The organism is Streptomyces shenzhenensis (genome assembly GCF_003688995.1).
In the GTDB taxonomy this organism is placed as follows: Bacteria; Actinomycetota; Actinomycetes; order Streptomycetales; family Streptomycetaceae; genus Streptomyces; species Streptomyces shenzhenensis_A.
Window position 1 is genome coordinate 74,527 of record NZ_PENI01000040.1, and the last position, 13,137, is coordinate 87,663.

Below are 13,137 nucleotides of genomic sequence, written 5' to 3' on the forward strand. Positions count from 1 at the left end.
GCGCTTTGGTGCGGTACACGCTCGGTCCCGCAAAGGACCGCGACCCGGTGGCGCGTCCTGCTACCGGAGGAAAATCCGGGGTGCCCTGCGCACCGGGGGGAAGACATTGTGCATGAACTCCCCTTCGACGTTCCCGCAGTGCTCGAATTCGACCGCGATATATGTCTCGTACTTTCCCGGCGCTCCGCCGACCGCCCGTGCTGCACCCATCAGGGCACTTCTCCGCCACACCAGCTGAGTGAAGTGGCCGGTCCGCGGGTTGAAGCCCGGGTTGTCGAAATCGTATTCCGGTGCCTCGGTGTACCACTGATCGACGGCCTCGCGGGCGTCGGCGGCCCCCGAGCGTCGCCGGCTGCTGCTGCCCCAGTAGAGAACTTCGCTCGTCCTCAGCCGGAATCCCCTGTCACCACGGCCCGGTTCGCGGCCCGGGTGAATTTCCCGCATCCTCGATCGCGCGTAACGGGTCAGCCCTTCATGCAGCCGCACGGGGGGTGCATGATGCCTCGCTCGTACTGAATTGACGGCACGCAGCATCCCCCTGAGGAAGGCGCCGGTCGTCGAATCATGGAAATCCCCCTGCGGAGGAAAAGCGGTCACAGCATCCTCGATCGTGGCCCCGGGCGGACAGGCGGCATGGACCCGTGCATCGGATGATTCCTGGTCCAGGCGCGGATGTGTGTATGTGTACCGTGCGGAGCCGTGGATCGGTGGCCTCGGGCCGGAAGATTCCCTCGCACGGGTGGTGTATCGAGCAAGGTGACCGTATGGGGCCGCGGTTGTACCGGATCCGCTCCCCGAGGGGGGTAACCTCTCTCGGGTCTGCCTCCGGTCCCGGTTGTGGGAAGGAAGTGGACGCCCCATCAGAACGGCAGTTCGTTGATCAGAATCTGCTAATGTCTGCTCGGCCGATTGCGCAGAGAACCAGCCCCCAGGTCTCTTTTGTGCCGGCCAGGAACTGCTTGCGTGCGAGCAGGTCCTGAGGTCATATTTGAAGAATATGGCCGTCCTTGACGAGGCAACCCCAAAAGGGTCGGCTCGTCAATTTCGGCAGACTTTGTGGTACGCCGTCGTGCTCGGCGTGCACACGGGTTTGCGACCAGGTGCCCCTCACCCGTCTCCCTTCCGGGTGAGGGGCACACCCCTGTCGCGCGCGACGAGAGAACAGGGGCGTGTCCCGCCGGTGGTGAAGCGGTTCGGCGCGAGACGGAATGTGATGGTGCGTCAGCTCGTGGCGATACCTGGACTCATGTCGTCGGTCTTGCGGTCTGTGTCCGAGGTCGTGCCTACGGGTGTCCTGGCCGGTGGCCGCACGCGGCGCGTCGGGTGTGGCGGAACGTCGGACACCTGAGGCCGGTCATCGGCGAATCGCATGCGGGACGCGTGGATCTCCACGCTGATTCCCTGCATCACGACAGGGGGCACGACCCGGGTGGTTGGTGTCGTGTGACGGCGTGAACGGTGCGCCGTGTCACCTGCCGGATCCGTAGAGCGCGAGCAGCCGGGCGACCTGGGTGGCACGGGTGTTGCCTCGAAAGGCGCGTCTGACGGCCTCGGAATGAATACGGCGATCGACCGGGGAGTCGAGCAGGCGCAGCACCGTGTCGGCCAGGATCTCGGGAGTGGGGGCCAGCCCGGGAAGCCGGAGCGCCCTGAGCGCCGGGATCGAGCGGGCGACGACGGGCAGGCCGGCCACTGCCGCCTGGAGCAAGGTGTCATGGCTTCCCTCCCAGGCCGCGGTGTGCACATACACATCAGCCGTCCGCAGCAGGCGGAAGGCGTTTCTGCGCGGCAGCCGTCCCGTGACGCAGATCCCCGCCTTCTCCAGAAGGCGGCGGTAGCGCGGCTCGCCGTCGCCGATCCAGATCCAGGTGAGGCCCGGGTCCGCCGCGGCCGCCGCGCGCACGAAGAAGGCGGGATCCCGTTGCGGGCACAGCGGTCCCATGGTGACCGCCGTCGCTCCCACGGTCACGGGAGGCGGCACGTCCATGCGGCCGAACGCACTGCCGCGCGGCACACGGGGCACCTGGACGATCTTCCCCGAGCGGTGCAGACGCGCCGCCAGCTGCCCCTCCCGGGGTGTGCACACGGCCACCACGTCGGCACGTGGCGCGAGCACGTATTCGCAGGCGATGGCGAGGAGCCGGGCCGCGGCACGGAGGTCCCGGCGCTCGAAGGCATAACAGTGCGGACTGTAGACGATGGAATCCGTCGGGATGCTGGGCGAGAGACGGACATACATCCCCGCGCCGAACGAGTGCGCGTGGACCCGATCGGGTCTGACCTCGGCGTAGGTGTCGGCGATGGCGCGCAGCCGGGCTCGGTGGCCGCCGGGCAGGGAAACGATCCTGGCCCCACGCATACCGGGGGGAATTCCAGAAGGATCGCACGGTTCTGTGACGAGTACCCAGTGCTCCAGATGACGGGTGGCGGCGAGATACTCGCCCAGCGCGGAAAATGCGCTCCGGGCGTGCGATTCCACGACATGCAGAATACGGCCGGGAGCTTCGGTTACCGCGTCGAGGACATGAGCCGGGCGCGGGCGGGCGAAAGTCGAGGACATGTTTCTCACCGGAGAAGAATCGGGGAGCGGTGACGTCCTGGCTCACACATCCGTGCAGCAACAGTTGGGCAAGGATCGTCCGCGGGGAACGAATTATGCGGTGAATTGATGATCCAGCCATATCACATCAGCTGATCTCCGATTGCCGAGCCCGGGCCGTGGCGTCCATCTCCTAGACGCATGAATGCACGACGACCGTGTGTCTCCGGTCGGCACGGAGGTGTGGAAACAGCACCGTGCCGGCCATGACTGATGACCGTCGGGCCGTCGCCGCGCAGCACACCTCGGCAGGCGGCGTCACCTGTCTGGACAGTCGGCCGTCATGCCGAAGAAGCCCGACGATCTGATACGTATACCCCTTCCGACGGTGGAAGGGGTCTTCGACCCGATAGGTGAGTAAGGCATATGAAGAAGTACTCAAGGCGGATGCTCGCCATCATGCTCATGGCGGGTGGTGCCGCAGGGGGCGCGCTCGGGCTGGTGGCCGCCCCGCAGGCGGCGGCGGCCGGGGCGGGGGCTGATCTGTCCATCGCCAAGGCCGGTCCGGCACTGGGGAACGCGGGAGACCCGATCACCTACCAGATCGTCGTCACCAACTACGGTCCCGACGCCTCCACCGGGTGGGTCGTCACCGACCAGATCCCGACCGGGCTGCTCAACCCGAACGTCACCACGTCCGCCGCCAACTGCGGCCAGAGCAACGGCACCATCTCCTGTCAGGGCGGTGCTCTGGCGGTGGGGTCCAGTGCCGTCATCTCCGTCACCGGCACGGCCGGCCCGAGCGGATTCCGGATGACCAACACGGCGACCGTCGACGGTGTCGAGGCCGACCCGGACACCGACAACAACGTCTCTTCCGCCAACACGAACATCCTGCCGGTCCCGATGATCGACCCGGCGGTCGGAGCGGGAGTCGCCGCCGCTGCCATGGTCGGGGCCGGCGCTGTCTTCTACCGCCGTCGTCTCGGCACGGGCACGCCGGCGCTGTAACACCCCGGCCACTGCCGGTTCTCCACCGGGCGTTTTGGGCTCCCGGGCTCAAGGGACCAGGGCCCACCGCCCCTCCCCGACCGCCCGGAGCCCGACCCCGAGCACCGCACGGGTGCCGCGGTCATGTCTCGCTGCGGGACGTGCCGCGTTGACGGGGGACCAGCACGGCACCGGGGCGCGCGGGAGGACGGGGCGCCTCGGGCGAGGGCCGTGGCTGCGGCATGACCTGCTCGTCCGCCTCAGTGGCCTTTCTCCGCCTGGTCGTGGCGAAATACACCAGGCAGAAGCACGCACAGAACGCGTTCAGGAAGAGCACCCAGAAGAGCAAGATGACCATAATGACAGTCCTCATGATCTTTGGTCACTCCTTGTCTCGGTAGAAGAAGAAGCACCACTGGTCGACGGTCGGATCAGGGAAGGGTCACTCGCAGGGGCAGCACGTGGCGTGCGCGAGCCTTCGGCATGTCCCCGTGGTACCGACGGCTGTCGGGTACCAGCGTCCGTCCAGGAACATCCCCTGGTCTCCTCGCACACTCACCGTCGGGGCCGCCTTCAGCCAGGCGGTGACGGAGGCCCGGTATCCCTCGTGCATGCGCACCCTGTGCAGCTCATTGGGGCTGAACAAGCCGAGCTGCCGGTGCTCGTCGCTGAGCACGGGGGCGGCATCGGGGGTCAGCACGAGGCATCCGTAGGTGACGGTGAGGACGCTGCGGCCGGGCTCCGGTTCGTGTGACCACACGTCCAGCAGAGGGCCGGCCATGGTCTGCCATCCCGATTCCTCCGCGATCTCGCGGACCACGCACTGTTCTGGTGTTTCACCACGTTCGAGGCGCCCTCCAGGAAGCTCCCACTCATTGCGTTCGTTCAGTAGGAGAAGGACACGAAGATCAAGAGAAAGAGTCACTCCCCTGACGTACACGGAGTAGGCAGGCCGTGCGTGGGTCATAGTAGTCCTTCCGTGTCGCACCCGGCGCTGGTGGCAGCGACTTCCAACTGAAATTGATGAATTTTCAGATGATAATTCTTGATCATCGGACGGGTGTCAGAAGGTGACGCCGTGTTCATGCATCCAGATGACCGGATTCACTGCAGATCCGAATTCCGGGGTGACGCGCACCTCGAAATGAAGATGCGGCCCCGAGGAGTTACCGGAGTTACCGGAAAGCGCAATCGGATCACCAGGTCTGACGTATTGTCCCGTACTCACCCGGAAAACCGACAGATGCGCGTACTGCGTGTAGTACCCGTTGTCGTGCCGGATGACGATGTTGTTGCCGAAGGCGCCGTCACAGCCGGTCGCGACGACCACTCCGGCGCCCACGGCATGGACCGGAGTGCCCATCGGGACGGCGAAATCCTGTCCCGTGTGCCGATGCGCCCAGTGCGAGCCGTCCGCGCCGAAGCCCGCCGAGAGCACATAGCCGTGCACCGGCAGGGTCCACTGGCTCCCCGCGTGGCCGAGGAGGGGCGGAGCGGACAGCTCGCGGGGGGTCGGCGTGGACCCGTCCCGGCAGGGGGTGGCGGCGGCCGCGCGCAGCGCCTCGGCCTCCTGCAACGCACGGGCCCGGCGCAGCTTCGCCTGGATGTCCCGCTTGGCCGCCACCTGCTGCTGCTGGAGCTGCCGGACGAAACGGAGGCCGGCCGACGCCTTCCGCTTCGACTCGGCGAGTTCCACCGTGTTCCGCCGCACGCGCTGCAAGGAGGCCGCCAGATTGTGATGGGCGCTGCGCACGAGGCTCAGATTTCGCAGCAGATCACGGCGGGGGGACGCCGTCAGGGCCCACAGCGTGTCGGGCAGCAGACCACCGCGGTACTGAATCCGGGCCAATTCGCCCGCATCGGCCCTGAGTTCACGGAGGTCGCTTTGCTGACGCGCGAGATCCGCCTGGAGAAGCCGCAGGGCCGTCGTCTGGGCCTCGGTGCTGCGGCGGTACGCCTCGTGCCGTTGGACGGCACGTGACGCCTCCTCGTACAGGTGCTGCAACTGGAGTCGCGAGTCGGCCCCCGGGACATTCGCCGGGCCTCCTTCGCCATCCGCCCATGCGGCCGAGGGCGGCAGTGAGGACAGGCCGAGAACCAGTACCGCGCAGAGGAGGAATCCGCGAGAACGCCTGGTCAGTGTGAACCACATGCCGGCCCCAGTTCCTCGGTGAGACACCGTTCGGCCAGGTGCAGGTGCGTCGGAGCCGAGAGGCGGCCGTCGGCGGTGGCCTGATGTCACGCCCGTCCCTGCGGCGCCCGTCGGCGGAACGGACGGAACGTTCTGATGGATCGTCTGCGGCTGACGGGATACGTCGGATTCGCGGGCCAAGGATTCCCCTTGCACATGGGCGGTCCGTGTTCGTTCGGCGGCAACGTCTGAGTCGGAGAAAACCCGGACCGTGGCCTTCGGCGCACGCGATGACCGGTGATCCTCCTTGAGCGGATGCCTTTCATATCGAGGAACTCGGGACCGCCGCATGACGGCGTGAGAACGACGGCGCACCGATGACGGGCCCCGCATCCTGTCTTCAAGGACGGCGTGCGGGCCGGAATGAGCAATCCGCCGCTGATCGAGTGATACGGCGTCACTCCGCCTTGGCGCCGGGGATGGACACCGGGCAGCGCGGCGCGATCTCCCGGTTTCGACAGGACGGCAAGGGTGGGATGATCCGATCTTCCTGGACCAGAAGGTAGCATCTTCCGCTGGACGTACGGCGTGGATTCACTCCAGGAAGAAGCGAAGGCCATATAAAGGGGTGGCAATCCTCCGTAGCGATCAGGGGAGACAAAGCCGTGATGTCATGGATCGGCGCCTCCTTTCTTCCCGGCTTGCACGGTGGCCATGGCCGTCCGTCCTCAGCACAATGCTGAGGGCCATCCTGAGAGTTCGCAGTCAATGGCTCCTTCATCAACGGGCGGCGTATCGGTCCCGACCATGTTTCGCGGCACCCCACGGATACGATCCGAGCAACGGATGACCTGAGCCGGTCCCACAGACCCCGTTAGGCACCCACGGGCCCGGACGAAAGGACCGGCATGTCACCAAGCCGTCCGTGTAACTGAGCTGAGGACCCGCTCTGCGTATCGAGTCTCGGCGACTCTCAAGAACATCGATGGGATTCATCGCGCGCCTGTGAACGCCCTCGGCGAATCCTCGTCCAGGAGCCGTCCTTGTCAAATTCAACCAGACATCGTACGCCGGCGGTCGGCCTTTCGGACCGTCACGGCGCTGATCCTGCGACAACCGAGTTAGACGACCAAGAGCTGGCTCAATTAGTGCGAGACGGCGATACCGAGGCCTTCGCCGAACTCTTCACCCGGCATCGCGCAGCCGCCACCCGGCTGGCCGCGATGCACGCCGATGACGCCCACACCGCACAGGATGTCGTGGCCGAGGCGTTCTCCCGTGTGCTGCAGGCGCTGCGGTCCGGCGGGGGCCCTTCGAGCTCCTTCAGGAGCTATCTGCTGAAGGTCCTGCGCAACGTGGTGGCCGAATGGGGCAGGGGCGCGGGCCGGCAGGTGTATGTGCCGGACGTCAGCCTCTACGAGGTGGAATGCGCGGCCTCGGCGGGATACGAAGCCCTCAGGAACTACGAGCACACGCTGGCGATCGAGGCGCTCGCGTCCCTCTCGGACCGGTGGAGAACCGTCCTTTGGTGCACCATCGTGCAGTCCCAGCAGCCCGCGGCCATCGCCAGCAGCATGGGCATCAGCCCGAACAGCGTCGCGGCCCTGGCCTATAGGGCGAAGGAAGGCCTGCGACAGGCGTATCTCACGGTCCATCTGGGCCAGCAGAGATACCACAGTCCGTGCTCCGGCTATGTGCGACGGCTTGCCGCGTATTCCCGCGGACGGCTCAGTGAGTGCGCATCCGAAGAGATGGCACTGCATGTCAAAGAATGCGTGACATGCGGCCTTCTGTATCAGGAGATCGACGAACTCAACAGCATCTTCCGTGCCTAGAAGGACCTCGCTCCACATGGGGCGCGCCAACCATCCCGGTCTGCATTGGAGCCAATGAGCCATGAACGAGACGAACGACATCGCGGTGGTGCTGGGAACACGTCCGGAGATCATCAAACTGGCCGGAGTGATCCGCGGTCTCGGACCACGTGCCTCGATCTTCTACACCGGGCAGCACTACGACAGGGAACTCTCCGACAGCTTCTTCCACGCGTTCAAACTCCCGGAGCCGCATGTGCGTCTCACCGGGGTCAGCGCGGCCCACCGCAGTATTCAGATCGCGCGGGCCACCCAGCAACTCGCCGAGCATTTCAGGCGGGTGCCCCCGAAGGTGGTCGTGGTGCAGGGCGACACCAATGCGACATCCGCAGGTGCGCAAGCCGCGAACTACTGCGGAATCCCGGTCCTGCACGTGGAAGCGGGCCTTCGGTCCCACGACCGGACCATGCCGGAGGAGATCAACCGACGTCTGGTTTCCGTGCTGGCCGACGTGCACTGCGCCCCCACGTCATGGAATGCCGCGAACCTTGTCTCCGAAGGAATCCCGCTGCACAGGATCAGGGTGACGGGCAACACCATCGTGGAGGCCACCCGTGAATCCATGCCGGGACCGCTGGAGACTCGTGAATTACTCGACCGATATGGGCTCAGGGAGAACGAGTTCATCATCGCGACGATGCACCGTCCGGAGAACACGGACTCCCCCGAGCGGCTCTCCGAGATCATCGACGCGCTTGCCGAGGCGCCGATTCCCGTGGTTTTCCCGATGCATCCGAGGACGGTCAGCAGCGCCCACTCCTTCGGCCTGGGCGGACCGCTGTCCCGGCTCCGCTGCATCCCCCCGCTCGATCATTCGGCGTTCCTGTCGCTGGCCAGCAACGCGCGCCTGCTGATCTCCGACTCGGGCGGGATCCAGGAGGAGTGCACGATCATCAAGAAGCCCCTGATCGTGGTCAGGAAGAACACGGAGCGGCCCGAGACGATCGCCACCGGCTTCGCCGTGCGCGTGCGCCACAAGCACGAGATCTCCGAGGAGATCACTCGTATCCTGCTCAATCCGGACCTGGTGAGTGCGCTGGCCGGCCGGCCGTGCCCCTTCGGCGACGGCAAGGCCAGTGAGCGCATCGCGGAGATCGCCCTGGCCATGGCCGAGAGAACGGCTCTTCCGTACAGCGAGACGGGCGACGAGTTCTCCAGCGGCCCCGAACCGATCGGGCCGCAAGGAGGTGCCGCGGGCAGGGCACTGCGCCGTTCCCCGGTCCAGCAGGGCTCCATCGGCCAGTGACACGCCCCGGAGTCCCCAGGGCGTCAGGTGACCGATGTGCGTCCGCGGACGCCCGTCGTGCACACCGGCCGGCTTGCCCTGCTGACACCCGCTGAAGGGCAGCAGGGCAAGCCGGCCACGCCCGGTCGGCAGCCGCGCCCCCCGGACGTGGGGCGCGGGCCGGCCCCACCGTCGGGCCACACGTCGTTGGATGGCCGTGAGGAGAGGACCGGTGTCTTCCGGCCGGGGCGCTCTTTCCCCGCTATCGGCGGGAGTTCCTGCGGCGGTACACGATGGCCCCGCCCACCAGCAGCGCGGCGGCGGCGCCGGTGGCCGTGAGCATCACATCAGTGCCGGTGCTGGCCATCCCGCCCGTTTTGGCGGGGGCCGCGGCCGTCGGGGCGACCGGTTCGTCCTCCGGCGACAGTGGCTCCGTCGGGGAGGTGGTGGTGGCGCTCCTGGGAACGGTCGCGGCCTGCGCGGGCGGCACGGGCGTCGCCGGGGCGGCCGGGGCGCCGCTCCGTGGCACGGACTCCGCCGGGATGACCGTGACCGTCGAGACGGTGGGACTGGCCGGGGTACGCACCGGTGACAGCGGGGTCGTGACCGGGCCGCGGTCCGAGGGCCTGGGCGCGGTCGGAGCGGTCGGGACGGCAGGCGTCGAGGAATCCGGCGCCGCGGGAGACGCCGGCTGGCTGGGCACCGAGGGCACGGAGGACGACGGAGCCGACGGGGTCGACGGTGCCGACGGGGTCGACGGTGCCGCAGGGCCGGGGTCCGACGGCTGGGATGTCGTGGGAGCACCGGGAGACGAGTCCGTGGGGCCGGCCGGGCCACCGTCCGAGGGCAGGAGCGGCGTCGTCACCGTGGTGAAGGTCGGGGGCACCGAGAGGGACACCACGGGCGGCAGCTGCACGACCGGGACGGCGGGCGTGACGATTCCCGAAGGCGGCTGCGCCGTCGTGGGACCGGCCGGGTGCAGGGGCGGGTACAGCGGCACCCCGGGGACGGAGACGGACGGCGGCATGAGCGGGCCGCTGGCCCAGGGCGGCGTGACCGCAGGACCGGCCGGGCCGCGATCCGAGGGCGGTGCGGCCGGTGGTGCGACCGGCGGGGTGGCCGACCCGCGAACCGGCGTGGTGGCCGGTCCGCCGTCGTGGGGCCGGGTGGTGGTGGGGCGGTCGCCGTCGGGGGTGTCGGCGCAGGGGGTGCCGGGGGCCGGGGTGGCCGCGTTGACGGTGTTGCCGCAGACGTCGACCGGCAGGTTGACCGCTACGTTGACGGTGTTGTTGGACAGCACCGGGGGCGCATCCGTGCTGTTTCCCGGTTCGGCGCGAACCGGCGTGGTGGCCGGTCCGCCGTCGTGAGGCCGGCTGGTGGTGGGGCCGTCGCCGTTGGGGGTGTCGGCGCAGGGGGTGCCGGGAGCTGAGGTGGCCGCGTTGACGGTGTTGCCGCACACGTCGATGGGCAGGTCGAGCGTCACGTTGACGGTGTTGTTCGACAGCACCGAGGGTGCATCCGTGCTGTTTCCCGGTTCGGCGCGGTCAGGCGTCGTGGCCGGTCGGCCGCCGTGGGGCCGGGTGGTGGTGAGGCCGTTGCCGTCGGGGGTGTCGGCGCAGGGGGTGCCTGCGACCGGCGGGGTGGCCGCGTTGACGGTGTTGCCGCAGACGTCGACCGGCGCGTCGAGCGTTACGTTGACGGTGTTGCCCGACAGTACGGCGGGTGAACCGGTGCTGTTTCCCGGTTCGGCGCGGTCAGGCGTGGTGGCCGGTCGGCCGTCGTGGGGCCGGCTGGTGGACGAGGTGGCGCCGTCGGGGATGGGACCGGCGAAGGGGGTCGTCGGTGTGCCGTCCGCGGTGTCGGCGCAGGGGGTGCCTGCGACCGCCGGGGCGACCGCGTTGACGGTGTTGCCGCACACGTCGACCGGCGCGTCGAGCTCTACGTTGACGGTGTTGCCCGACAGTACGGCGGGTGAACCCGTGCTGTTTCCCGGTTCGGCGCGGTCAGGCGTGGTGGCCGGTCGGCCGTCGTGGGGCCGGCCGGTGGATGAGGTGGCGCCGTCAGGGGCGGGGCCGGCCAGGGGAGTTGTCGGTGTGCCGTCCGTGGTGTCGGCGCAGGAGACGCCGGGCGCCGGGTTCGCCGGGGCGATCACGTTGACGGTGTTGCCGCACACGTCGACCGGCGCGTCGACCGCCACGTTGACGGTGTTGCCCGACAGCACATCGGGCAGGTCCAGCGTGATTCCTTGCACTTGGGGGGCGGCGTACGCATCGGATCCGCCCACCAGGACGCTCGTCGCGGCGGCGGCCATGACCATGCCCTTGCTCAGGGTTTGTCGCACTCTCGTTGTCTTCCTGTTCGAAGAAGGGGTAAGCCGACCTCGGCCCCGGGACCAGGGGGAGGGGCCAGGCGCCGTCGAGCGCCGGACTCCGCCGGCCGACGGCCTTGCCGCACAGGTTCGCGGGGAACGCCCGCTGCAGCCGGACCTCGCCCGGCAGCGGAGCCGGGAACGACTTTCCTCCTGTGCTTCACCCGCTTTCCCTTCCGTGTGTCTCAGCGGCGGCCATGGACCGTGATGGCCGGAGCCGAACGAGGGCAGCATGAACGCCTCGCACCATGGCCTGCGGGTTATAAACGAGAGAGGTGCCGATGAAGAAACCATGCATCGTGGACCGCCGGAGAATTCATCCTTAATGCCTACGGATGCGTTGAGCGGTCCACGGAGCAGGGCGTCAGAGAACTCACCATCAGACGATGGGAATTTATTCGGTAAGTCACTCAATACCTTACGGATGATTCCCATATCGGGTCGCGCCGAATGCCACGCACCTCATGTGCCGGAGGTGAGGGCGGCCCGGTGGGGCGCCTGGCTCTCCAGGGACTCCGGCGCCCACCCCGGCTCACCGAGCAGCAGCGTCCGTACGACGCGTTCGGCGGCCCGCCCGTCGTCGAACTCGCAGAACCGGGACCGGAATCGGGCCCGCAGACGCGCCGACTCCTCGTCCCGCCAGCTCCCCGACGCGAACAGCGACGCCAGTTCCTCGTAGGAACGCGAGACATGGCCGGGTGCCTCGGCGGTGATGTCGAGATAGGCGCCCCGGCTGGCGGTGTAGGCCGCCCAGTCGTCGGCGTGCACGACGATCGGCCGGTCGAGGTTGGCGTAGTCGAACATCAGGGCCGAGTAGTCGGTGACCAGTACGTCGGAGGCGAGGAGCACGTCCTCGACGCGCGGTTCGTCGGTGGCGTCGACCACGATCCCGCGCCGGTGCAGCTCGGTCAGGCCCAGCCCGCGCGTGGGACCGGCGGCGAGCGAAGGGTGGAGGCGGACGACAAGGGTGTGCCCCTCGCCCAGGTCCTCGGCGAACCGGGCGAGATCGAAGCGGTCGACATGCCCGCCCCGGCGGTAGTCGCGGCGGGTCGGCGCGTACAGCACGACCGTGTCGTCGGCGGGAATGCCCAGCCGTGCGCGGACCGCGAGACCCAGGTCCGGGTCCGCGTCGACGAGCACGTCGTTGCGCGGGCTGCCGGTGCGTGCCGAGGTGAAGTGGCAGGGGTAGGCGCGCTCCCACACCAGCTCGGAGTGGCGGTTGGCGACCAGGCTGTGGTCCCAGCGGTCCGCCCGGCGCAGCATCCTCGGCACGCTGAAGCCCTGCCGGGCGCCGGGCTTGGTCAGCAGATCCGCGCCCATGTACTTCAACGGGGTGCCCAGGTGGGTGTGGATGTGCACACTGCCGGGGCGTTTGACCAGGGCGCCGGGCCAGTTGACGTTGTTCACGAAGAACGTGGCCCGAGCGACGAGCCTGCGGTACTCGGGGGAATGGAGCACCACATACTCGACGTCCGCAGGTAACTGCTTCGCCCGCGCCTTGTTGCGCACCACCCACACCCCGCGGATGTGCGGGGCGATCTCCCGCGCCTTGTAATACACGGCGGCCGGGTCACCGAGCACCCCGCGGTGCGAGAACGCCGAGTACACGGCGAGCCCCGGATCCAGAGCCGGGTCCGAGGCCAGCGCCGACCACCTGCGCCGGATCCCGCGCATGGCCGCCTGCCGTACCTGCCGCGCCTTCCGCCTGAGCCTCCGCTTCGCCTGCACGGCCCGCCGCTTGATCAGGTAGGCCGCGTAACTGCTCTCCAGCACCCGCAGTTTCGCCGGGACGGACGCCCCCTGCGGTGCGTGCCGGCGGAACAGCATGGCCGTGCGCCGGAAGAACTCGGCTTTGTCGGCGGGGGGCAGCCGGTCCGGTTTGCCGAGGATGTCGAGGCAGTGTTCGCCCATCTTGCGGTGCAGGTAGGGGCGCCAGGGGGCCAGTTCGGGGTGGTGGTCGACGTAGGCGAAGACGCGTTCGTACTGGTCGTGGATGTCGAAGTGTTTGCG

General features: G+C 68.3%; 9 protein-coding genes. 3 read left to right on the plus strand and 6 right to left on the minus strand.

Annotated elements, in window-relative coordinates; translation table 11 throughout:
* Positions 1–60 precede the first annotated feature (60 nt).
* Both CTZ28_RS49405 and CTZ28_RS39680 read right to left on the minus strand, forming a co-directional pair.
* Entirely contained in the window at positions 61–861 is an 801-nt protein-coding gene (locus tag CTZ28_RS49405; protein WP_121894624.1) for a CAP domain-containing protein, read from the minus strand.
* 607 nt (positions 862–1,468) lie between these two features.
* The gene (locus CTZ28_RS39680; RefSeq protein WP_121894625.1) at positions 1,469–2,560 is read right to left on the minus strand and encodes a glycosyltransferase; all 1,092 of its coding nucleotides are present in this window, start codon (positions 2,558–2,560) and stop codon (positions 1,469–1,471) included.
* A gap of 405 nt (positions 2,561–2,965) precedes the next feature.
* Between CTZ28_RS39680 and CTZ28_RS39685 the strand changes: the two genes are divergently transcribed.
* Positions 2,966–3,550: a DUF11 domain-containing protein gene (locus CTZ28_RS39685; protein WP_121894626.1), complete on the plus strand. Its 585-nt coding sequence runs from the start codon at positions 2,966–2,968 to the stop codon at positions 3,548–3,550.
* Between the two features lie 421 nt (positions 3,551–3,971).
* Here CTZ28_RS39685 and CTZ28_RS39695 read toward each other — a convergent pair whose 3' ends face one another.
* Both CTZ28_RS39695 and CTZ28_RS39700 read right to left on the minus strand, forming a co-directional pair.
* Positions 3,972–4,496 (minus strand): NUDIX domain-containing protein, encoded by a 525-nt coding sequence (locus CTZ28_RS39695; protein ID WP_121894628.1) that lies wholly within the window; start codon positions 4,494–4,496, stop codon positions 3,972–3,974.
* 96 nt (positions 4,497–4,592) lie between these two features.
* Entirely contained in the window at positions 4,593–5,681 is a 1,089-nt protein-coding gene (locus CTZ28_RS39700) for a peptidoglycan DD-metalloendopeptidase family protein (protein ID WP_121894629.1), read from the minus strand.
* Between the two features lie 1,127 nt (positions 5,682–6,808).
* On the opposite strand from CTZ28_RS39700, the gene CTZ28_RS39705 reads away from it, so the two are divergent.
* A complete protein-coding gene (locus CTZ28_RS39705) occupies positions 6,809–7,495 on the plus strand; it encodes an RNA polymerase sigma factor (protein ID WP_183154821.1) in 687 nt (228 codons plus the stop codon).
* Between the two features lie 61 nt (positions 7,496–7,556).
* Positions 7,557–8,780: a non-hydrolyzing UDP-N-acetylglucosamine 2-epimerase gene (wecB, locus tag CTZ28_RS39710; RefSeq protein WP_121894631.1), complete on the plus strand. Its 1,224-nt coding sequence runs from the start codon at positions 7,557–7,559 to the stop codon at positions 8,778–8,780.
* Positions 8,781–9,021: 241 nt separating this feature from the next.
* On the opposite strand, the gene CTZ28_RS39715 is transcribed toward wecB, so the two are convergent.
* Together CTZ28_RS39715 and CTZ28_RS39720 are read right to left on the minus strand one after the other, a co-directional pair.
* Positions 9,022–11,100 carry a chaplin gene (locus CTZ28_RS39715; protein ID WP_183154822.1) on the minus strand — a complete coding sequence of 693 codons (2,079 nt, stop codon included), beginning with the start codon at positions 11,098–11,100 and terminating at the stop codon, positions 9,022–9,024.
* A gap of 489 nt (positions 11,101–11,589) precedes the next feature.
* The coding region (locus tag CTZ28_RS39720; protein ID WP_147481267.1) for a CDP-glycerol glycerophosphotransferase family protein at positions 11,590–13,137 on the minus strand (1,548 nt) is incomplete at its 5' end.